At 64.3% G+C, this 21,284-nt stretch carries 17 protein-coding genes and 1 pseudogene; 10 read left to right on the forward strand and 8 right to left on the reverse strand.

The window, feature by feature from the left end; translation table 11 throughout:
* Position 1: 1 nt before the first annotated feature.
* Positions 2–619 (reverse strand): CPBP family intramembrane glutamic endopeptidase, encoded by a 618-nt coding sequence (locus E3328_RS12855; protein WP_167837394.1) that lies wholly within the window; start codon positions 617–619, stop codon positions 2–4.
* Positions 620–1,294: 675 nt separating this feature from the next.
* Between E3328_RS12855 and E3328_RS12860 the strand changes: the two genes are divergently transcribed.
* The 3 genes from E3328_RS12860 to E3328_RS22565 all read left to right on the forward strand — a co-directional run bounded on the left by E3328_RS12860 (position 1,295) and on the right by E3328_RS22565 (position 3,737).
* Positions 1,295–2,443 (forward strand): tyrosine-type recombinase/integrase, encoded by a 1,149-nt coding sequence (locus E3328_RS12860; RefSeq protein ID WP_135365039.1) that lies wholly within the window; start codon positions 1,295–1,297, stop codon positions 2,441–2,443.
* Between the two features lie 109 nt (positions 2,444–2,552).
* Complete coding sequence (gene twy1 / locus E3328_RS12865; RefSeq protein WP_135365040.1) at positions 2,553–3,536, forward strand: 4-demethylwyosine synthase TYW1; 984 nt, start codon at positions 2,553–2,555, stop codon at positions 3,534–3,536.
* 33 nt (positions 3,537–3,569) lie between these two features.
* Entirely contained in the window at positions 3,570–3,737 is a 168-nt protein-coding gene (locus E3328_RS22565) for a hypothetical protein (protein ID WP_246023038.1), read from the forward strand.
* Positions 3,738–3,790: 53 nt separating this feature from the next.
* Here E3328_RS22565 and E3328_RS22570 read toward each other — a convergent pair.
* The 4 genes and pseudogenes from E3328_RS22570 to E3328_RS12885 form a co-directional block, all read right to left on the reverse strand.
* A pseudogene (locus E3328_RS22570) lies at positions 3,791–3,835 on the reverse strand (hypothetical protein); the annotation flags it as partial.
* Between the two features lie 428 nt (positions 3,836–4,263).
* Positions 4,264–5,646, reverse strand: coding sequence for a BNR-4 repeat-containing protein (locus tag E3328_RS12875; RefSeq protein ID WP_135365041.1), 1,383 nt, complete (start codon positions 5,644–5,646; stop codon positions 4,264–4,266).
* Positions 5,647–5,806: 160 nt separating this feature from the next.
* Complete coding sequence (locus E3328_RS12880) at positions 5,807–6,586, reverse strand: inositol monophosphatase family protein (RefSeq protein ID WP_135365042.1); 780 nt, start codon at positions 6,584–6,586, stop codon at positions 5,807–5,809.
* Between the two features lie 172 nt (positions 6,587–6,758).
* On the reverse strand, positions 6,759–7,847 hold the full coding sequence (locus E3328_RS12885; protein ID WP_135365043.1) for an endonuclease/exonuclease/phosphatase family protein: 1,089 nt from the start codon (positions 7,845–7,847) through the stop codon (positions 6,759–6,761).
* 405 nt (positions 7,848–8,252) lie between these two features.
* Here E3328_RS12885 and E3328_RS12890 point away from each other — a divergent pair, with 405 nt between their 5' ends.
* Both E3328_RS12890 and E3328_RS12895 read left to right on the forward strand, forming a co-directional pair.
* Complete coding sequence (locus E3328_RS12890; RefSeq protein ID WP_167837395.1) at positions 8,253–8,984, forward strand: inositol monophosphatase family protein; 732 nt, start codon at positions 8,253–8,255, stop codon at positions 8,982–8,984.
* A gap of 94 nt (positions 8,985–9,078) precedes the next feature.
* Positions 9,079–10,299, forward strand: a complete 1,221-nt coding sequence (locus E3328_RS12895; RefSeq protein WP_135365045.1) for a Gfo/Idh/MocA family protein — start codon at positions 9,079–9,081, stop codon at positions 10,297–10,299.
* Between the two features lie 487 nt (positions 10,300–10,786).
* On the opposite strand, the gene nagA is transcribed toward E3328_RS12895, so the two are convergent.
* Both nagA and E3328_RS12905 read right to left on the reverse strand, forming a co-directional pair.
* Positions 10,787–11,941, reverse strand: a complete 1,155-nt coding sequence (gene nagA / locus E3328_RS12900; RefSeq protein ID WP_135365046.1) for an N-acetylglucosamine-6-phosphate deacetylase — start codon at positions 11,939–11,941, stop codon at positions 10,787–10,789.
* Positions 11,938–12,957 carry an SIS domain-containing protein gene (locus E3328_RS12905; RefSeq protein ID WP_135365047.1) on the reverse strand — a complete coding sequence of 340 codons (1,020 nt, stop codon included), beginning with the start codon at positions 12,955–12,957 and terminating at the stop codon, positions 11,938–11,940. The genes nagA and E3328_RS12905 overlap by 4 nt, the downstream gene beginning before the upstream one ends.
* Positions 12,958–13,568: 611 nt before the next feature.
* Here E3328_RS12905 and E3328_RS12910 point away from each other — a divergent pair.
* The 5 genes from E3328_RS12910 to E3328_RS12930 all read left to right on the forward strand — a co-directional run bounded on the left by E3328_RS12910 (position 13,569) and on the right by E3328_RS12930 (position 20,972).
* On the forward strand, positions 13,569–13,802 hold the full coding sequence (locus E3328_RS12910; RefSeq protein WP_135365048.1) for a hypothetical protein: 234 nt from the start codon (positions 13,569–13,571) through the stop codon (positions 13,800–13,802).
* A 157-nt stretch (positions 13,803–13,959) separates the two neighbouring features.
* Positions 13,960–15,930 carry an ABC transporter substrate-binding protein gene (locus tag E3328_RS12915; RefSeq protein ID WP_135365049.1) on the forward strand — a complete coding sequence of 657 codons (1,971 nt, stop codon included), beginning with the start codon at positions 13,960–13,962 and terminating at the stop codon, positions 15,928–15,930.
* 187 nt (positions 15,931–16,117) lie between these two features.
* Entirely contained in the window at positions 16,118–17,113 is a 996-nt protein-coding gene (locus E3328_RS12920; protein WP_135365050.1) for an ABC transporter permease, read from the forward strand.
* Positions 17,100–18,197 (forward strand): ABC transporter permease, encoded by a 1,098-nt coding sequence (locus E3328_RS12925; RefSeq protein WP_209452199.1) that lies wholly within the window; start codon positions 17,100–17,102, stop codon positions 18,195–18,197. Before E3328_RS12920 ends, E3328_RS12925 begins: the two co-directional genes overlap by 14 nt.
* 288 nt (positions 18,198–18,485) lie before the next feature.
* Positions 18,486–20,972, forward strand: a complete 2,487-nt coding sequence (locus tag E3328_RS12930; RefSeq protein WP_135365051.1) for an ABC transporter ATP-binding protein — start codon at positions 18,486–18,488, stop codon at positions 20,970–20,972.
* 42 nt (positions 20,973–21,014) lie between these two features.
* On the opposite strand, the gene E3328_RS12935 is transcribed toward E3328_RS12930, so the two are convergent.
* Positions 21,015–21,209: a hypothetical protein gene (locus E3328_RS12935; protein WP_135365052.1), complete on the reverse strand. Its 195-nt coding sequence runs from the start codon at positions 21,207–21,209 to the stop codon at positions 21,015–21,017.
* Between the last annotated feature and the right edge of the window lie 75 nt (positions 21,210–21,284).

Here is a 21,284-nt window from a genome sequence, read left to right on the forward strand (position 1 = left end):
ACTACCATTCAATCTCCGTCCAGTCAGTCGTCTCGGCAACGGCAAGCGGATATCCATATCCTGGATTGCCTCCTTTGACGATGCGGACACGGCAAACCGTTTCAGGACGTACGTCGGTAACCACTACCCATCTCCCATCCCCCGTCTCTGCGGTGCATCTCCGAGGATTCGTTGAGGAGGAAGATCTCACGGTCACGAAGTGTTCTTCTCCGGGTGTGAACAGGTTCGGATTCACCGTTCGATAGAGCCGACGGAGCGTTGGGATATTCACTGCCACGAGGTTGTTCAGGGCGTGAAATCCGATAGCGAGCAATCCCAATCCGTTCAACCAGAGGTACATGTAAAAGAAGCCGCTGGGGAGGTAGGGAAGCAGTGTTCGGGATCGACCAACAGACACGTGCAGCTGTGCCCACAGCAGCGTCGCGAGGACCATACAGACGAGCGTATACCCGAAATAGTGAGTGGACACGTAGAAGGGCAGACCCCGAAAGATCAACTCCTCGAAGAGGACAAAAAAGAATAGTCTGGCGACCCGGCGAATCATCTCGTAGCTGCTAGCCGTATCTCGCTGTTCCAATTCTTTGAGCGTAGCCGTTGTGAGTGGCCCAACGTCCGTCAAACTCGAGTGCATATCAGAAGTGCCTGAAGTCGTTTCTGAGCGGATTTTTCGCCGAAGTCGTCTAATCCACCGAGCGATATCGGGAGACCAGTAGACCATCGGACAGCGGACTACCTGCACGACGATCCAAAGGCCGAGAATACTGGGAAGATCGCCAGACTGGATACCGACAGTCCACGCGCTGTGTATGTATTCAAATAGTGACTGATCACGAAACATCAGTATCCTCTGGTGGCATGCTCAATAGAGGCCATCTTGAGTGTACTTACAACGTACATCAGAGATTGTCGTCAATTACTCCCGCTTGCGTACAGCGATTTGATTCGAATATCTCGCGTATAGATGGATTCTGAAGACATCCACCATCACCAAACCTCACTAGACGACGTCGCTGTCGGTCACCATACTGGGCAAGCCTCAAGCAGGCCAAGCAAATCAATCGAGACGAGTGTGCTGGCCGGCCTCGTCGAGGACTTAGCGGCTACAGAGCTGCTTGGACCGGATAGTGGTTCCGCACGTGTTTTTATCGCCCCCTGAGAGGTGAGGGCGCATTTAACAGCGTTCTCTGGAAGACAAAATGAGTACAATTCGAGATACGTGGTCCGGACGGGATAGCCGAAAAGAAGCAGGACAACAGTTCAGATACCAGAACGACCTAAACGGGGGTGAAATCTGATGGCCCAAGGGCCCGTGAAGAAGCTACGCAGCGAGCGAGACCGGATCGAGCGCTACGGTACTGACGGCACGCTGCCCGAAGAAACGACGAAGGCACTACTTGAGTGGTCTGCAGCACTCCATCCGGAAGAGACGGCGGTGCAATACGTCTCACCGGACGGTGAGGCAACCACATTTGCCATCGGAACTGTCGAGACATATCTTCGAGAGATGCGAAAAGTGGCCGAACGTGCCATTTCAAATCTCCTGGAGCTCGATCCAAAGCGGTTCAATGCTGAAATAGACGCGATGCACAGCGGCGAGAATCCGAATGTGAAATCGGATGGTCTCGCAAAGCGCACTCTCACCGTAACACAGTCCGCGGCCAGAACATTCGTCTGGTACTTCGACATCGCAGACCCCGAGGCGATTCGAATATACAACGCCCCTGCAGAGTCGTCTCACGACGAGAGCGATGTCTTCACGAGAGACGATATCCAGGCTCTCAGGGCACACGTCGATGGGCCTCGAAACCGTGCCTTGCTCGAAATGCTGCTTCACACCGGACAGCGCATTAGCGCGATCCAGGGCCTGCGGATCAAGGATATCGACACGGACAACGGATGGTTCTCTCTCAATACTGACCGTGGCGCACTGAAAGGTGCGGATGCACGGGGCCAACGGCGTCCACTTCTGGGAGCGCAGCAGTACCTCTCCGAGCGGTTGGACGTTCATCCGCTCGCTGATGATCCCGATGCATACGTCTTCGTCGGCGACCCATCTCATCACTACACGAATCTCGACGAACCGCTGTGCCAGGGAACGATCCGGCGGATGCTCGAAACGACCGCTGATCTCGCGGGCGTCGACAAACCGGTGAATCCCCACAGCTTCCGGCACTTCTGGACGACAACGATGAAACAGCACTATGGGCTGAATGATGAAGAACTGAAGATGCTCCTTGGTCACAAGCGAGAATGGAACGGTCTCAACCGGGTCTACAATCACGCGACAGACGAGACGGTCCGGGAGAATGCGCTCCGAAAGCTCGGGGAGCAAGACGGCCGTATCGCGAAACCGCTTACACCCGACCAGTGCGATAACTGCGATGAAACACTCGAGTCCCATTGGACTCATTGCCCCGTCTGTGGGGTGGCATACGGACCGTAGGCTCCCGGTCACGCAGCCCGATGTGGGCGATCAGATCACTCGGTAGCTGTACGGGGAGTCATCGGTCGGAGGAAAGGATGTATACGAGCGGCTACCATCCCTTCCTCTAATGAGCGAATCGGACGGTCCAAAGCAGGTGTCGGACCCGGAGTACCACAGCGAGAATCACACAGCCGCCCAGACTTGTGGCTGGACGGCAAATGCCTTGCGCGGGGAAGGCCGCTGTTATAAATATGCGTTCTATGGGATAGAGTCTCACCGCTGTATTCAGATGACGCCGGTCGTCAAGTGCAACGAGCGCTGCGTGTTCTGCTGGCGGGATCACGCTGGTCATGCGTACGAGCTCGGAGATGTCGAGTGGGACGACCCGTCCGCGGTCGCCGACGCCTCCCTCGAACTCCAGAAGAAGCTGCTCTCGGGCTTCGGCGGCAACGACGAGGTCCCCCGCGAGCGCTTCGAGGAGGCGATGGAGCCTCGCCACGTCGCCATCTCGCTGGACGGCGAGCCCTCCCTCTATCCCTATCTCCCGGAACTCATCGAGGAGTTCCGCGAGCGCGACATCACCACGTTCCTCGTCTCCAACGGGACGAAACCCGAGGTGCTCGCGGAGTGTGATCCGACGCAGCTGTACGTCAGCGTCGACGCGCCAGACCGCTGGACGTTCGACGAGACCGTCAAAGCGGTGGAGGACGACGCCTGGGAGCGGCTGATCGACACGCTGGACGTGCTCGCCGAGAAAGACGAGACCCGAACTGTCCTCCGCACCACGCTCGTCGACGGCAACAACATGCACCACCCCGAGTGGTACGCGTCGATGTACCAGCGGGCCGACCCCGACTTCATCGAGCTGAAGGCGTACATGCACGTCGGCCACTCGCGGGGCCGCCTCGATCGGGATTCCATGCCCGACCACGAGGACGTGCGCGCGTTCACCGAGGACGTGAAAGAGCACATGCCCGAGCACGACTACATGAACGAGGTGCCCGTCTCCCACGTCACACTGCTGTCGAAGACCGAAGACACCTGGGTCCCCAAACTGCAGAAGGACAGCGAGTTCTGGGAACGGGACCCCTACGCCGACGCCGGCGACTGACCGGCGGCGACCGTTCCGCGGCCGTCTTCGCTCATGTCACCCTTCGACCGGCGGATGTTCGCCGACTCGTTCGAGCGCGGCGAGACCGGTCACCTCGTCCGGTTCGTCGGGGACTGTCCACAGATCGAGGTCAAGGAGCGACCCGCCCAGCGCCGCGAGCATTTCCGTCTGGACGGCTCGTTTTCTTGTGCCCGGTCGTAGTCGCAGTCGTCGATCACCCTGTTGACGACCAGCGTCGCTACCGGCACGTCGAACTCCCGCAGTTTCGCGCCCAGACGCTCGCTCTCGTGGACGGCCATCGTCTCGGGGGTCGTCACGACCCGGAATTCGGTCCGGTCGGGGTCGCGCAACACGTTCTAGACCTGATCCATGCGCTCGTGTGTCTCGGCGAACTCGTCGGCGCCGTCCCAGTGGCGGGCGCCCGTCGGGCTGAAAGCATCGTGCACCGGTGTCGACCATTCCGGCGGGACCGGTCGCGCAGGTCGACGGCATCGACTACTCCGCACCCGCTGTCGAGGCGCCGACTCTCCTGTTCATCGGCGCTCTCTATCGGAACGACGGTTCTAGCACGTTCCGGTCGCCCATCGACGCGACCGTGAACTGATCGCCCGCGGACCACCGCTCGTCGAGCGGGGCCCCGTCCGCCACGACGACCCCTGCGAACCGCCGTGATGCGTTCCCCCGAGGTCTCTCCGAGCCCGCTGTCCGCGAGACGGGCGACCCCGTCTCAGGTCTCGAAGCTTCCCACGCCCCACAGTCGCTCGGAGAACTCGTCGTTCTCGCCCGAGCACTCGTTCGCGATGGCGGCGAACTCGTCGGTCCCGTCGCGGACCGTGTTGATGCCCTCGATGGCCTCGTTCTCGATGACGCGCGTATGCTCCCAGGAGCCGTCGCGACGGACGAAACGCGTGTAGTTCGCCCCGTCGCCCCGCTCGGTGTTCCGTTCGACGAGGTGTGCCTCCAGGTCCCCGGCGTCGCTGATCCGAATGTGGCCGTGACTGCTCGCAGTCTTCCCGCCCGGGATCGGTTCGAACTGCCAGCCGTCGTCGTAGGTGGCGATCACGTGCTGTGGATCGTCTATCGAATTTCCGATGTTACTCTGTGACTGAAAGACTACGTATACTTCGCTATCCGCGAGTAGGTGCTTGTACACCCACCCGCTTTCAGTGACGTGTTCGTCGTTCGCGATGCGAACGGCACCGCGGTTGTGGTCTTCCCACGTGATCGGTGTCGTGTACCTGTTCCCCGCTAGATCGTACAGTTCGTCGCCGGATACGTCGTAGTAGACGTGGAACCCGCCTTTTCGTGGCCCGTCGTGTCCGCGAGGGGGTTGCGATCCGGCATCGCCGGTCGCGACCGTCCAGGTGATGTGGAGCTTCCCGTCTCGCTCGTCGAAGTCTTCGACGTACGCGTCTGTTTCCGGGCGATCGCGCGCCCCGCGCGTGTCGATGACCGGGCCGAGGTCCTCCCAGGTCTCTCCGCGGTCGGTGCTCCTGAGTATCGTCGCGAACTCGTGGGAGGGGTAGGTTGTTCGGTCCCCGTCCTGTTCCGGGTCCACTCCGTGGGCGTTTGGCTCGGTTCCTGTTCGGAATAGAAGATATATATTGTTCTGATAGGTAAGGGGAAACGTGTACGTGCCACCGGGGACGGAGAGGAGGGCCCGGTCCGTGTCCCACCCAGGCGAGGCGAGCACCTCGTCGGCCTCGCGGTCGACCGGGTCGCCGCGCACCTCCCACTCGGTCGTCTCGTAGGGGCAGGCGCTTCTCGCGTACGAGATGGGGTCGTTGTGGACGCCGTAGAAGACGTGGAGGTAGCCGTCGTCGTCGACGGTCAGGGCGGGAGCGCCGTGCGTGTCGTCGTCGGGGATCGGGTTCCGGCCGATCCGCGTCAGCGGCCCGAAATCGCCGGCCGCGTGGTCGTACTCGGTCGCGAACGGGTCGGCGTCGTCGCCGCGGAACACGACGTAGGTCGTGTCCCGTTCGGCTCTGTAGACGCCCTGTGGGTTCTGCTTGTCGTGAGCGGCCTTGCGGCCGGCTTCATCGGTGATCGTTTTGCACGTTATCCGCGCACTGCTGGCGCTGGTTCCAGGGGAGTCTGGCTCGGATCCCATGTGTTCCCAGAAATCCGGTTCCCAAATAAATCTATCTCAGCCGCACCCGTTTCGGAGTCGGTCGCCGAGTCCGGTCGAGAGCGGTGGACACGAGTCCTCTCAGCGAATCCCACGGAGGTCTCCCACCTGGCTGCGTAGCTCGTTCCATCGGGATGGCGCCTCACTGCTTCGATTTCGCCTTCGAGGAGATGAGGACGATGAGGTCCCGGTGGAGCTCCTCGTTCGACGCGAGTATCATTTCGTTGTTGTCGTTGACGAGATCGACCCTCGTCACCTTCCCGCCGGCTTCCTCGACGATCATCGTCCCGGCGGCCGTGTCCCACATCGAGAGCATCCGTTCGAAAAAGGCGTCGAACTGCCCGGCCGCGACCATCGAGAGCTCGCTGGCCGCCGACCCGAACCGACGCACGCCGCCCGTCTCGGCCAGTAGGGACTGGAACTGCTGGAAGTCACTTGCACGCATAGTGGCCGGGTCGAACCCGGTCACGACCACCGCTTCGGACACGTCGGCGGTGTCAGACGTGGAAAGCGGCCGGCCGTTCGCGTAGGCGCCTTCGCCCTCGACCGCCGTGTACATCGTGTCGCTGGGGACGTGATAGACGATCCCGACATCCGGCTCCCGGGCGCCCTGAAACGCGATCGAGATGGCGAAGTGGGGGATCCCGTTCCTGAGGTTGATCGACCCGTCGAGCGGGTCGATGATCCACCGCGGCTGGACCGCGAACTCCGGGTTGCTCTCCTCGGACACGATGTTGTGGTCGGGAAACTCCCGGTTGATGACCGCGATGACTCGCTCTTCGATCCAGCGGTCGATATCCCGGTCGTCCGTCTCGACGGTCGACGGGTTCCCCCGGTCGAAGAACTCCTCGGACAGCAAGTCGCCAGCCAGACGCGCGGCCCGAACGCCCGTCCACAGAACCCCGTTTTTCGGCTCGACCATACGCGGGATCGGTCGACTCTCGCGTAATTAAATTGCTATGTGCGGTATAGAGCTATCAGTAGACCCGCTGTAAAGCGCTCTTCCGCCCGACACCGCGGGGTGGCCCCGTCCGGCCACTCAGTACACCGGGCTCCGGGGTCTCGAAAGAAGGGGGAACGGAGGGGACCGGGACTCAGTCGGCGGCGACGCTCAGCGAGAGGTCGAGACCGACGTGGTCCGTCAGGTAGTTCGGTTCGGTCTCGTCGTCGTCGACGTAGAACTGCTCCGGCGGGGCCAGCTCCCGCCAGAAGACGCGCCGTCGGATGTCGTCGATGGTCAGCGACATCGCGTGTGCGGACGTCGCCTCCTCGATGAAGACGTAGTCGATCCGATCGCCGGCGTCGTCGTTCGGGCAGTACGCCGGCGGCGCCTCGCTGGGCTGGAAGTCACAGCCGTTGAAGATGGCGCTGTCCTGGGTGCCGCCGTGTCCGGTCCCGTGGGTTTCCCAGGCGTCGTAGAGGCCGACCGTCGACTTGAGGTCCGCGACCGCGTCGAACGCGTCCTCGGTCGGCTCGATGTTGAAGTCCCCGGCCACGACAGTCACGTTCTCGTCGCTGGCCTGCTCGGAGATGAAGTCGCCAAGCTCGTCGACCTGGTCCTCCCGCAGGGCCGGGATGTCCTCGTCACCGCTGTCGGCCCAGGGGAGCAGCGACCCGGTGACGAGGTGTGTCGAGAACAGGTCGATCTTCCCCGGTCCGAGGTCCACCTCGGCGTAGTTCACGCCCTTACCGACGTGGGCGTCGACGTACGTCAGGTTGTCCGACGGCTCCGCCGCGTACTCGAGGGTCGCCTGGTCGGTCACGCTCGCCCCGGAGACGAGGTCCAGGAGGCCGGCGCCCTTCTCACCGCCGTCCGCTTCCGGTCCCGGAACGGACTCCCCGGAGCCCGCGGCGGCGATGTAGTTGTCCGCGACGGTGTCCTGCTCGTCGTTGAACACCTCGGCCAGGCCGACGATGTCGTACCCGTCCTCGCCGAGGCGCGTCCCGAGTTCTTCCGCCCGCTGTTGGTACGCCGGTTTCGCGGCCACGTCGGAGGGGAGCCCGAGGACGCCTTCGATCCCGTCGGTCAGCCACGAGTTCACCCACAGAAACTGACACGACTCCGAGGCCGCCCGGACGGTCCCGTTCGATCCCGCGATCCCGATGGCGCCGCCGCCGAGGGCGCCGGCTCCCGCTTTCAGAGCTGTTCGCCTGGTAACCGTCGTTTCAGTGCTGTCTGTCATGCGTTGTCCGCATGTCAGGGTTTCCGGTTTTGGTGAAGTTATTTTATAATATTTATAAATTGTAGACACGATACGTCGATACACTTCCTTCGGGTACTGAGAGAATATATCCGGGGTCACTTTCGCTTCCGACCAGCCCTGACCGCTCGACGGGCAGGGTCGACAGTCGCTCGCGATCCGGACAGGATCTGCGAGAGCGGGCCGCTCGACGCGAGACCCCAGCCACTCTGTGCCGTCGAATCTGGGTGAACCGACGGCTCCGGTGGGATCCTCGCTATCGGTTCCCCAACTCGAAGGACAACACAAAAGTACCAAGTCACAGGTTATTTAAACACCTCACGGTATCTACCCCTCATGGAGTCGCTTCGGCAGAGTAGCGATCCGCTACGTGTTGGACTGGAAGCAGTGGAGCAGGCGGCTGTCCTCCATCGGGACCTAGAGTGGGACAGCGCCGACCTGAAATCCCCACAGCAGCTCGTGACCAAGGTCGACTTCGAGGTCGAGCAACGCATCAAGGAACACGTCTCGGAGCAGTTCTCGACGCACGCGTTCGTGGGCGAAGAGGAGGGGGTCGTCGGGAACTCCGACGCGGTCTGGTATATCGATCCCATCGACGGGACGACGGATTTCGTCTACGGGCTGCCCCACTCGTCGATCTCGCTCGCGCTTGTCGTCGACGGCACCCGGAAGGTCGGCATCGTCCACCACCTCCAGTCCGACACGACGTACGCGGCAGTGCGGGGGGAAGGCGCGTACCGTGACGGCGACCCGATCTCCGTTTCGACGGAGACGGCACTCGACCGGTCGCTGTTCGGCATCGGCTTCTCGCGGAAGGACACCGGTGACCGAACGCTCCGGTCCGCGTTCGAATACCTCCTCGACGAAACGCTGGGCGTGCGCCGGTACGGGTCGGCCGCGCTCCAGCTGTGTTACACGGCCGACGGGACCTTCGAGGGGTTCCTCCACCGAAATCTGAGCGCTTGGGATGTCGCAGCGGGGACGCTCATCGTCGAAGAGGCCGGCGGGACCGTCACCGACTTCGACGGGAACGCGACCGAACAGACGCTCCTGGACGGTGACATCGTTGCCACGAACGGGAACCTCCGCGGCGGGACCGACTTTCTGAATTCGTCGTGAGGTGCGAGCGGTGCCCCCGGCCGGAACTCGTTCGGGTCGCGCAGCCGGAATCTTGATACCGGTACCCGCGGATCGTCCCACTGGGACCCAACCAATGGACCGAACCGGTTTTGCGGTCGTCGGCGCACAGAACTTCGCCGCGGAGTACATCTCGCGCGTTCGCTCGCTCCGAGACGAAGGCCTTCGGCTGACGGGTGTCGTCGTGGCCGACGGGAAAGGCGAAGCCGAGCGCGCCCGGGAGCTCAGGTCCGAGGGGTTCCGGATCTACGACTCCTACGAGGAGTTGCTCCGCACCGGACACGACCACGTGGACGTGATCGGGCTCCCCGTCTCGATACCCGCGCACGCGGATCTCAGCATCGCCGGAATGACTCACGGATACGACATCCTGCTGGAGAAACCGCCGGCTCCCACCATCGACGAACTCGACGCGATCCGCCGGACCGCCGACCGGACCGGTAACTTCTGTTCGATCGGGTTCCAGCACCTCCACGCCCCGTCGATCCGACGACTGAAGCGGACGATCCTCGACGGGAGCCTGGGGGAACTGGAATCCATCGCCTGCAAGGGCTGCTGGCCGCGGGCCGACGCGTACTACGAGCGAAACCCCTGGGCCGGGCAACTCCTGCATGAGGGCGACGTGGTGCTGGACGGCCCCGTCAACAACGCCTTCGCGCACTTCCTGCAGAACATGCTGTTCCTCGCGGGCGACGGGGTCCACGAGACCGCTTCGCTGACCGAGATCACCGCCGAGCGATACCGCGCGAACCCGGCGATCCGGGCTGCCGACATCGCGTGTGTCCACGCGACGACGGAGCGCGACGTCGAGATTGGCCTGTACGTCACCCACGCATCGGCCGAGCGACACGATCCCAGCATACAGATCACCGGTACCGACGGGACCGCGGAGTGGCACTACGATGGGACGGCGACGGTCCGGACGGCCGACGGTAACCGGTTCGAGTTCGACGACGAGGGGGTTGACCTCGGGAAGGAGGTCTTCCGGACGGCCGCCCGATACGAGCAGGGTCTGAGAGACGAGCTGTACTGCACGCCGGACAACACCCGGGAGTTCGTCGTCGCCGTCGACGGCTCCTTCGAGTCGTCGGGGTCCGTCGTCTCCCTCCCGGACGACGCGGTCCACACGGAGACCACGGACGGCGGCGCCGTCAATCACGTCGCCGACGGGATCGTCGACCTCCTGAGCGACGCGTTCGCCGAGCGAGCGCTCCCCTCCGAGATCGGCGTACCGTGGGCAGAGTCGCGGTCACCCGTCGACCTGATCGAGTACTCCCGGTTCACCCCGTTCGCCTGACCGACGGCCGCTCCCGACGCGTCCGGCCATCACGGTACCGATCGCGCTGACCCGTTCTCGGTTCTCCGAACGTAGCGTAGCTGCGCTCTCGCTCGTCGGCCGCGGCTATCCGCCTGTCGCAACCACGGTGTCATGTGAGTGGCGCCTTTATAACCGGGGACACCCCACCTACCCAGATCGCTATAGCGATACATAACACCCATAATATTGTAATCCGGGGTGTCGGAGACGGACAGTTCCGGGTCTTCGCAGGACCGCCATCGTTCGAGCGTCAGCTCCCTGTATCGACTGTTCGTGGCCCCTCCGGTTTCGAACCGCAGTCGTCGGTTTTGTATCGTCGAGCGGGATATTGGCCGGACGACGGTGATGGGCTAGCCCGGGTTTCGGGTGCGGTCGGGGGACCAGTCCCGCTCGATTTGTCCACCGGGAACCTGCGTCGACGCCTGGAAGAACGGAACGATACGCCGCCGCGTGGTGGCGGAGCGAGTCACCGACGGTAGCGGACCGTCCCGGCGACGACCGTCGCCACCACACGGAGGTCCCGGTCGAGAACGGTGATGTCTCCGCGGTACCCTTCCGTTAGCCGGCCGCGATCGTCGAGCGATAGCTCCCGGGCCGGGTTCGTCGCCGCCATTCGCACTGCGTCGGCGAGATCGACGCCGAGCTCACCGACGAGCGTCCTGATCGCTTCGTCTAGTGTGACCGCGCTGCCGACAAGATCCCCACCGTCGACGGTCCGGCACGCGTCGTCGCTGACGAGAACGCGATGTCCGGCGCAGTCGTATTCGCCGTCCGGGCAGCCGCCACAGGGAGCGGAGTCTGAGACGAGGACGACCGATTCGACGCCCTTGGCGCGGATCGCGAGCTCCAGGGCGGCCGGATGGAGGTGGACCCCGTCCGCGATCAGCTCGACAGAGACGCCGTCGGTGACCAGTGCGGCGCCGACGGGACCGGGATCGCGATGGTGGAACTGAGCCATGCCGTTGTACAGATGCGTCACGGCGGCGACGCCGCTGTCGAACGCCGCCCGGACGCGCTCGTAGTCCGCGTCCGTGTGCCCGACGGAGACGGCGATCCCTCGCCGTCTCGCTTCCCGGACGAACTTGAGAGCGCCGTCGACCTCCGGCGCCATCGTGATCCTGGCGACGCCACCGTCGGATCGCTCGACGAGTTTGTCGAGTTCGTCGGTATCTGGCGTGCGAAACGTGCTCGGATCCTGCGCCCCGCTCTGTCTGCTGTCGGCGAAGTAGGGGCCCTCGAGGTGGAGCCCGGTCAGGGCCGCCCCCTCGGATGTCGCCGCCTTCGCGTCGGCGAACGCCCCCGCGACCTCCAGGAGGCGCCCGCGGGTCGCCGACATCGTTGTGGGGGCCACGGCCGTCACGCCGTGTGCCGTCACGGATTCGGCCATTCCGAGGATATCGGCGGGGTCGCCCGATGTCACGCTGTGCCCGCCGTAGCCGTGTGTGTGCGCGTCGACCAGGCCAGGGATCGCGGTTCCGTCCGGGAACGACAGGTCGGGGGAGGCTCCCTCCGGCGGTCCGATATCGACGATCTCGCCGTCGACGACGCTGAGTACGGCGTCCCGATAGCGGTCCGCCGGCGAGAGGATGGTGCCGACGTGTACGTCGACAGTCCCGTTCACGGGAGCGTCCGCTCATCGATCGCGGGCACCTCGACGTGTTTCGACAGCGCCGGCGGGTCGTCGGGGTCGTATCCCAGTTCGACGGCGCCCTCGCGGGCGAGCCGCTGGACGAGTTTCAGCGCCGGCAACACGGTCTCGACCGGACGTGGGACCTCGACCGTCGCCGTCGCGTCGTACTCGGCACCTGCTGGACAGACCGCGACCGTCTCCGCGCCGGCATCGGTGAGCCGCGCCAGGACGTGTCGATAGATGGCAGCTTCGCCGTCGAGGGCGAACACCACCGCGGCGTCGCCGTCGCAGTTCGCGAGCGGGCCGTGACCGATCTCCAGGGTGGACAGCGGTGTCGAGTGGTGGCGGGTCGCCTCGGTGAACTTCGTCGCTGCCTCCCCAGCGAGGCCGTGGAACGGCCCTGTCCCGAGCGTGTAGAGGCAGTCGGTCCCCGTCAGCACGGACAGCGCTCCGGAGAGGTCCGGGGCCAGGGCGTTGCGACACCGATCGCCGACCCCCGACAGCGCCGGCCCGTCGTCGCCGACGGCGTCCGCCAGAAGATACAGCGCCGCGACCGCCGCGTCGACCGACTTCGTCGCCATGACTGCCCGCTCCCGGCCCGCGGGGGTCACGTACGTCCGGTCCGCGAGTTCGGGTAGCGCCGATCCCGCCGTGTTCGTCAGCGCCGTGGTTTCCGCTCCTAGTCGCTCGGCCCGCTCCAGTGCCCGGACCGTTTCGGTCGTCTCCCCGGACTGCGAAAGGCCGACGACCAACGTCCCCTCGTCGACCTGGTGGTTCCCGAAGAGAAACTCCGACGCGTACTCCGCCCGCGCCGGGACGCCGGCATCGGCGAGGACGTGTTTCCCGACGACCCCGGTCCAGAACGACGACCCGCACCCGAGGAGAACTACCTCTTCGGCCGCGTCGACACCGTCGACGAGTGACGAGAGCTCCGGTGAACCCGTGACTAACTCGTGGACGACTGTACAGCCCTCTCTGATCTCTCCGTTCGACTGCTGTCCGATCATGAAGTCGTGGGTCCGAAAGCAATACTGAAAAGTGTGTCGGTTTATATATGGTATATGTCACGATCTGGGGCGACGACGGTCAACGGCGCGCTTCGCCGTGTCGTCGAGGGATCGACGAGCGGCTACGACCGGCGTTCGAGCGGTGCACGCTACTCTCGTGGGCAGACGGTTCCCAACTGGGTCGCGACGGCGTCAGACCTGACCGACTTCGACCGGGCCTCGTGCGACGAACCGCCCCTCCGTCCTTTATATGTCCCGGACTTTCTCGTCACCACCTCCCTATAGCGCTACATAACAGTCGTAGGAGTGTAATCAGGGGGTGTCATTCGGTGCCGGCGTCGTGTGTGTCCGACTGACCCGCGGCGTTGCGACGGACGCTTCCCGGAGATCCCATGCGATCGTGTACCCTCGACAGCCGGCGGAGTCGATCGGAAACGCCCCTGTCACCCGGACTTGCAGCGCCCGTCGGTTAGGGGGCGATTCGCCAGCCCGCCGAGAGTCCATCCGATCGCCTTCTGCTGTCAGGTCCGGAAAGTGGATCGAACCCGGAGGACTGCGAGGGATCGTCGGGGAAACTTATTTATATTTAGTATTCGACGCCCGATCGAGAGATGGCAGTACCAGACGCGAACTCGTCGAACCGTGCCGTCGAAGCGACGACCGCAGTGGTGGGGGCCGTCCGGCGGTCGCTCTCGCTCAAACTCGCGATTGCCGGCCTCTGTTTCGTTCTGTCGGGGTTTCACCTTCAAACCGGCGTCTACGCGGCGCTTCTCCCGATCTGGGGAGTCGGTCTTCTGTTGGTCGGGACTGTCGGCTACGCGCTAATCTGGCGGACGAGACGGTAATCGTCGGGAGTGTCGCTGGGACCGGCGCCGCCGCACTCGCCGCCCTCCCGGCGCGAGTGCGGACGAACTGCTTGTCGGATCGTCACCGGTTCATTCCTGCTAGTTATGTATTTATTAGTTAGAAATTTTTATATACTAACGGGGGAAAGACCCGGCTGTGGCTCCCGAGTCCGACGATCCGAGAGTTGCAGAGATCAACGAGTATCTGACCCGGCGGCGGATGCTTCAGGGTACCGGGGCGGCTGCGGCGGGGCTCCTCGCGGGTTGTGGCAACGACAGTTCAGGTGCGGGCACGTCCGGCGACGGCGGCGACGGTGACGCGGGGTCCGGTGGCGGTGGCGGCGGCTCCGGCGATAGCAGTAGCGATGGGTCTAACGAGGACGGTAGCAGCGGTGGCGGGAGTGCCGAGACGGACGAATCGACGGCTATCGTGAGAGTCGGGACGAACCAGATGGACCAGTTCCACATGAACGGGGCGTTCGGCCCGGCGAACGCTATCACGAACAGCGCTCGGTTCGGGCGCATCCTGTTCGACCCGCTAGTGAAGTACTCGGTGAACACCGGCGAGATCCATCCGGTCCACGCGCATAACTTCGAGATCGACGGCCAGACGGCGTACGTCGAGTTGCGCGAGCAGACCTGGCACAACGGGGACCCCTACACGGCCGAGTCGATCGCTCTGCGATACGACATCCAGAGCATGATCAACGAGCACAACGACCAGGAGACGAACATGGACCGGTTTTTCACCGACTGGGAGGTCGAGAACGACTACACCATCCGGTTCGACCTGACCCAGCAGTGGAACCCCCGGTGGTTCGCGAAGGCCCTGCTCGACGAGTACCTCTACCCGTTCCACCCGTCGCACTGGAACGAGTGGCGCGACCGCCTCGACAGCGCCGGTCCCGGGACCGACGAGTTCGGCGAGGTCCTCTCCGAGCTGGGCGAACACACCGACGTGACCGTCGACGGCGAGCAGTTCGTCGGCTACGGTCCGTACAAGTTCGAGACCGTGGAACCGACCTACCTCGAACTCTCGGTGTACGAGGACCACCGCTTCGCGGACGACATCGAGTACGACCGCATCGAGTGGAACACCCACGAGGACGAGCGGCTCGCGTGGCTCGAGGAACAGGTCGACATGGTCGACACCGGGCTCCCGTTCGGCCAGGACCTGCAGAACCAGATGCCCGCCGACGACGGGTACCAGAACTACAGTCGCGACAACAACCGACTGTTGCGGCTCGTCATGAACTCCGGCGCGAACCTCCCCGAGAGCCAGAACCGGCCGACCTTCGAGCGGGAGATCCGGCACGCCATCTCGTTCACCATCAACCGCGCCAACGCCGCGGCGGCACAGGGGCAGGGCATCTGGGAGCCCTGGACGCACGTCGATTCGAACCTGCACTTCAACGACATCGAGAGCGACTGGTTCCCGGCCGACCAGTTCACCGCCCACTCGGACGACAACGGCGAACCCAAGCTCAACCGCGCCGAGGAGATGGTCCGCGCCTCCGAGGGGTACTCCTACGAGGGAGGGACGGTTCTCAACGAGAACGGTGAGCAGGCCGAACTAGTGCTGCTGACCGCGGACTTCCCGTCGCGCGTGCCCGCGGCGCGGTCGATGGCCTCGGACCTCAACTCGTTCGGCTGGGACGTGACCCTCGACATCGTCGACGACCCGACCTTCGTCGACCGGCGCAGGAACGGCGAGTTCGACACGTACATCGACCCGAGCAGCATCGACGACTCGCTCGAGAACTGGAAGTCCGGAGCCATGCTGGGGTACGACCAGCGACGGTTCCACTACCCGACGGAAGTGGAGGTTCCGAGCGTCGGCGAAGCGGTACTCGACCCCGAGAACGGCTCCCTGCAGACAGTCGACCTCTCGGAGGTGATCGGGACGATGGAGTCGACGACGGACACGGCGACACAGCAGGAGGTGCTCACCCAGCTCGGGTGGGTCTGGAACCAGTATCAGATGGCCACCTGGGTCTGCTCGCGGCCCTGGATGGGTGCGCTGCACAACGACGGGTTCGAGATCACGACCGACGAGCCGGCGCCCCGCGACAGCCCGAGTGCCAACTGGTGGCTCCTCCGAGAGGGTCACATCGCGACGACCCAATAGGGGACCCGTGAGCCGAATTTCCGGTCCCGAGCCTCGGCTGTCGGCCACGGCGCGAACCCACAGCAGCCCGCATCTCGGGACGGTCGATCGCACACAGCCGCCGCTCGACTGCTAACGAGGTGATCGATCGGCAGCACCCGGGCGTCTAGCGTAACCTTCAAATAGTATTGCTCTGGACTGTCGGTACATGAGATGGTTGCTCAAGCGGCTCGGACAGGTGGTGATAACCATCTACGTGGTGATCACCCTGTCGTTCGTTTTGATCCGGCTGATGCCCGGGAACGTCGTCGATGCGCTCATCGCACAGCTGGAGACGGAGGGGGTGGAGGCGAGCCAGATTCAGGCGCAGGTGGCGAACCTCGCGGGGATCAACCCCGAGGACCCGATCCACATCGCCTACATCGACTACGTGACAGACGTGTTGCGGGGCGACCTCGGAACCTCGCTGTGGTCGGGGAAGGAAGTGAGCGTGATGATCGCGGACACGCTCCCCTGGACGGTCTTTCTGTTGAGCTGGGCGACGTTCCTGAGCTTCTTCGTCGGGATCGCGCTCGGGGCGCTCATGGCGTACTACGAGGGCGGACGGCTCGACCTCGGGCTCACGTCGTACGCGATGGTCGCCGGGTCGATCCCCTACTACGTCTTCGCCGTCCTGCTGGTGTTGTTCCTCTCCTACCGGTACCAGATATTCCCCACCAGCGGACGCGCCCCGGACGGGATGACACCGGGGTTCACCTGGCCGTACATCTCCGGGGTGATCAACCACGCGGTACTCCCGGTATTCTCGCTGGTTCTCTCGGGCGGGATCGCGTCACTCTCGATGCGCGGGAACAGCATCCGCGTGTTGGGCGAGGACTACCTGCGGGTGGCTCGACTGCGGGGCCTCTCCGACAGGACGATCGCCGTCCAGTACGTCGCTCGGAACGCGCTGCTCCCGATGTACACCGGCTTCATGATCTCCCTCGGGAGCATGTTCAGCGGTGCGGTGATACTCGAGACGGTCTTCAGTTACTACGGGATGGGGTTCATCCTGGTCCAGAGCGTCGACCACCGCGACTATCCGGTCATGTTGGGCTGTTTCATGGTGATCACGATCGCGGTCGTGGTGGCGCTTTTCGTCGCCGACCTCACCTACAGCAAGATCGACCCCCGCGTGGAGGGCACGAACAGTGACACGTACTGACGAAACGACGGGCGAGTCGCACCGAGCGGAAACGACGAGCGCTGCGAGTCCCCGGAGCGACGGCGGACAACGGACGGCTTCGCCGCTCGATGCGCTCGGCGAGGCGTCGGACCACACCGTCGAGAACACGCGACGAGACCAACTGGAGACACTCTACCGGTACTACGTCTACGCGCCCGTCTCGGTGCTGTGGGACGACTGGCGCGCTCGTATCGGATGCACGCTGATCCTCTTCTATCTCGCCATGGGGGTCTTCGGCCCGCTAGTCGTCGAACCGACGACCGTCATGGACGGTGAGCCGCTGCTTGGGCCGTTCGAGAGCTGGGAGCACCCGCTCGGCACTGACAACACGGGGTCGGACCTCCTGTCGCTGACCGTCTACTCGACGGCGCCGATCCTGAAGATGATGACGGCCGGCGGGCTGTTCACGGTGACGGTGGGCACGCTCTTCGGCACCGTCGCGGGGTACAAGGGCGGGCTGGTCGACACGTTGCTGAGCACGGTCACCGACGTATTCATCAACCTTCCGGGTCTCCCGCTGGTGATCGTGCTCGCGGCCATCTTCTCCCCGAAGAGCCCGTGGCTGATCGGACTGCTCCTCTCGGTCGCGTCCTGGGCCGGCCTCGCCCGCTCGATCCGGTCGCAGGTGCTCACGATCCGCGAGGAGTCCTACGCCGAAGCGTCGCGGGCGATGGGGATCCCGACGAGCGCCATCATCACGAAGGACATCCTGCCACACCTCATGACGTACATTTCGGTCAACCTCGTCCACGCGAGCCGGAACGTGATCTTCGGCGCGGTCGGCCTGTACTTCATTGGCGTCCTCCCGTTCTCGGACCCCAACTGGGGGGTCACGATGAACCTCGCCTACCAGTACGGCGCCCACTACCGGATGGAGGCCGTCCACTGGCTGATCGTGCCCATCGTGGCCGTCACCGGGCTCTCGATGGGGATGATCCTCCTCTCACAGTCGTTGGACCGCGTGTTCAACCCCCGTGTCAGGGCGAGCCACGCCGAGACGGCCGACGAGGGATCGACCGAGGATGTCGACCAGACGGACACGTCCGCGTCCTCGTGGTTCTGACTGCGGCTCCCCGGTAGCGGTCCGCCGGTCGCGGCGGAGCGACGACCGTGGGGTCCCGAAACCGTTAAACCGTGTCCAAGTTACCACTCGCACGTTACGAATGAACGAGCGCCGACAGCGTACTACGGCCAAGTGTCATCTGCGCCCAGTGCGGTCGAGCCGCGGCCGGTTCCCGGGGCGGCGTCTCGGGACGGGAAGCGGACGCCCGTGCCGGACGCGCGCGGTCGTTCCGTCGCGTCGGTGGATCGATCCGCGGACCGCCCGTGGCGACGCCCAGCGGGGGTCGCTATGACGGTCTCCCAGACGGACCCCGACGAGTCGCCGTCGGTGTCCGACCCGATCCTGACGGTCAGCGACCTGACGGTCCGGTTCAATATGGACCGGGGCGTGTCGCGCGTCCTCGACGATGTGAACCTCGAGATCGGGCGAAACGAGATCCTCGGTGTCGTCGGTGAGTCCGGGAGCGGGAAGTCGATGTTCGCCGATTCGCTGCTCGATGCGGTCGTCGACCCGGGCGTGGTGACCGGCGACGTCACGTACTATCCCGACTCCGGCGAACCGGTCGACGTGCTCGAGTTCGACAAACAGGAGCGCAATCGATACCGCTGGGAGGAGGTCTCGATGGTGTTCCAGGGGGCGATGAGTTCCTTCAACCCCGTCCGGGAGATCAGGACCCACTTCGTCGAGACGCTGAGCGCTCACGACGAGCCCGTCTCGGAGGGGATGGAGCGGGCGCGCCAGCTGCTCTCGGATCTCTATCTCGACCCCGACCGGGTGCTCGACGCCTACCCGCACGAGCTGTCGGGCGGGATGAAACAGCGCGCGCTCATCGCGCTGTCGCTCGTACTCGAACCCGAAGTGCTCGTGATGGACGAGCCGACCGCCGCGCTGGATCTGTTGATGCAGCGCTCTATCATCTCCATGATCGAGGAGCTGAAGGACAAGTACGACCTCGCGATCGTGTTCATCACGCACGACCTCCCGCTGGTCGCGGGGCTCGTCGACCGGCTGGCGGTCATGTACGGCTTCGAGTTCGTCGAGACCGCGCCGCTCGAGACGCTCTTGCGGGACGCGTCCCATCCGTACACCCGGTCGCTGTTGAAGTCGACGCCCAACCCGTCGATGCCGCTCGACGCGATGGAACCGATCGTGGGGTCGAGCCCGGACCCGGTCGACCCGCCGACGGGGTGTTCGTATCACCCGCGGTGTCCGCTCGCCGACGAGCGGTGTGAACGGGAGGACCCCGGTGGGAACCGGGTGTCCGAGGATCACGTGGTCGCCTGTCATCACTGGGAGGACGCGGCGGATGCAGTCTCCATGCCGACCGATGACGGCGATGCCAGCGATCACGCGAACGAGCGCACGCCTATCGAACGCGACGACGGGGGACCCGGACGCGAACCGTCGGCGGACCCAGTCGTTTCGATGCGGGACGTCGAGGTCCACTTCGAGGACGACGGCCCGCTGGGGTCGATCCTCTCGGACCCGGAGGTCGTCCGGGCGGTCGACGGCGTCGACATCGACATCTTCGAGAACGACGTGCTGGTGCTGGTCGGCGAGAGCGGCTGTGGGAAGACGACGCTCGGGAAAGTCGGCGTCGCGCTGCAGGAGCCGACCGGCGGACGCGTGGAGTACAGGGGACAAGACATCTGGCGGGCGAAAAAGCGCCTCGGCGAGATCGAGACGCCGTACCGACAGATCCGCCGGTCGCTCCAGATCGTCCACCAGGACCCGGGCAGTTCGCTCAACTCCATGCGACGGGTGAGTTCGATGTTGGAAGCGCCGCTGAAACGCTGGCAGCGTGACAAGTCCGAACAGGAGCGGCGGGAACTCATCCTCTCGATGCTCGAATACGTCGGCATGGCGCCTCCCGAAGACTACGTTGATCGGTACCCCCACCAGCTTTCCGGCGGCGAGAAACAGCGGGTCGCGCTGGTCCGTGCGCTCCTGATGAACCCGGAGGTCATCCTCGCCGACGAGCCGGTCAGCGCCCTCGACGTGAGCCTGCGGGTGGAGATCATGGACCTGATGATAGAGCTGCAGGAGCGGTTCGACACGTCGTATCTCTTCGTCTCGCACGACCTCTCGAACGCACGGTACATCGCCGGCAAGACCGACGGGCGGATCGCGGTCATGTACCTCGGCGAGATCGTCGAGGTCGGGACCGTCGACCAGATCATGAACGACCCGAGACATCCCTACACGCGGGCGCTGCGGTGGGCAACGCCGGAATTGGATCTCGGGTCACGGGAGTCGGTCGAGGCTGGCGACGGACCGATGCGCCGTATCGACGTTCCCGATCCTACCGACCCACCCCGCGGGTGTCGGTATCACACCAGATGTTCGGAGGTGATCCCCCCGGCGGAGTACGACTTCGAGCAATCGGCGTGGAACGCGGTGATGGACCTCAAAGTCGCTGTCGAGCGGGAGGGGTTCGACCGCGCGGAGGCCGAAACACGGATTCTCGAGGACGCGAACGGCGAACTGACTGCCGACGGGTCGGCCGACCCCCTTCCAGCAGCGATGCGGGATCACTTCGGTATCCCCGACCAACTGAGCGACCCCGACGCCGAACGGGTGCTGTCGACGGCGCTCGAACACATCACCGAGGGCCGGACCGATGCCGCGGACGAGCTGTTCAGAACCGAGTTCGAGACGGTGTGTCAGACCCGGCGCCCGGAGACGGTGTCAGTCACCGAGAACGGTTCCGCACGCGGCGTCGCCTGTTTCCTCGAATCGGATCGAGATAGTTCGACGGGGACTTCGGCGCGATAGATCGCACTGCCCCCAGAAGGCGTTTCTCGGCTTTCTTTCCGGTCAAAACGGGTCCCAGTCGACCGCGACGACGACCGCCGCGGCAACGAACGAGAGCACGATCGGGATCGCTGCGAGCGTCGTCACGACACGCGTTTCGGCGTCGAACGTACCGAACGCGTACGAGAACCCAAGCAGCAGGACGAACAGAACGTCCAGCGTGAGGACGATCCGCGACACCTGTCGGACGAGGCCCATGCCGGGAATACGAATAACACTCGGTTAACGGTTGTCATCGGTGAACAACCGGCCGGCGGCCGAACTCGCCCGCTG

Origin of the sequence: Halosimplex halophilum (genome assembly GCF_004698125.1) — an archaeon.
In the GTDB taxonomy this organism is placed as follows: domain Archaea; phylum Halobacteriota; class Halobacteria; order Halobacteriales; family Haloarculaceae; genus Halosimplex; species Halosimplex halophilum.

Excerpts from the sequence above, each read along its gene's own strand:
- E3328_RS12860 (WP_135365039.1), top strand. The coding sequence starts at position 1,295 with ATGGCCCAAGGGCCCGTGAAGAAGCTACGCAGCGAGCGAGACCGGATC.
- twy1 (WP_135365040.1), top strand. The coding sequence starts at position 2,553 with ATGAGCGAATCGGACGGTCCAAAGCAGGTGTCGGACCCGGAGTACCAC.
- E3328_RS22565 (WP_246023038.1), top strand. The coding sequence starts at position 3,570 with ATGTCACCCTTCGACCGGCGGATGTTCGCCGACTCGTTCGAGCGCGGC.
- E3328_RS12875 (WP_135365041.1), bottom strand. The coding sequence starts at position 5,646 with ATGGGATCCGAGCCAGACTCCCCTGGAACCAGCGCCAGCAGTGCGCGG.
- E3328_RS12880 (WP_135365042.1), bottom strand. The coding sequence starts at position 6,586 with ATGGTCGAGCCGAAAAACGGGGTTCTGTGGACGGGCGTTCGGGCCGCG.
- E3328_RS12885 (WP_135365043.1), bottom strand. The coding sequence starts at position 7,847 with ATGACAGACAGCACTGAAACGACGGTTACCAGGCGAACAGCTCTGAAA.
- E3328_RS12895 (WP_135365045.1), top strand. The coding sequence starts at position 9,079 with ATGGACCGAACCGGTTTTGCGGTCGTCGGCGCACAGAACTTCGCCGCG.
- E3328_RS12905 (WP_135365047.1), bottom strand. The coding sequence starts at position 12,957 with ATGATCGGACAGCAGTCGAACGGAGAGATCAGAGAGGGCTGTACAGTC.
- E3328_RS12910 (WP_135365048.1), top strand. The coding sequence starts at position 13,569 with ATGGCAGTACCAGACGCGAACTCGTCGAACCGTGCCGTCGAAGCGACG.
- E3328_RS12920 (WP_135365050.1), top strand. The coding sequence starts at position 16,118 with ATGAGATGGTTGCTCAAGCGGCTCGGACAGGTGGTGATAACCATCTAC.
- E3328_RS12930 (WP_135365051.1), top strand. The coding sequence starts at position 18,486 with ATGACGGTCTCCCAGACGGACCCCGACGAGTCGCCGTCGGTGTCCGAC.
- E3328_RS12935 (WP_135365052.1), bottom strand. The coding sequence starts at position 21,209 with ATGGGCCTCGTCCGACAGGTGTCGCGGATCGTCCTCACGCTGGACGTT.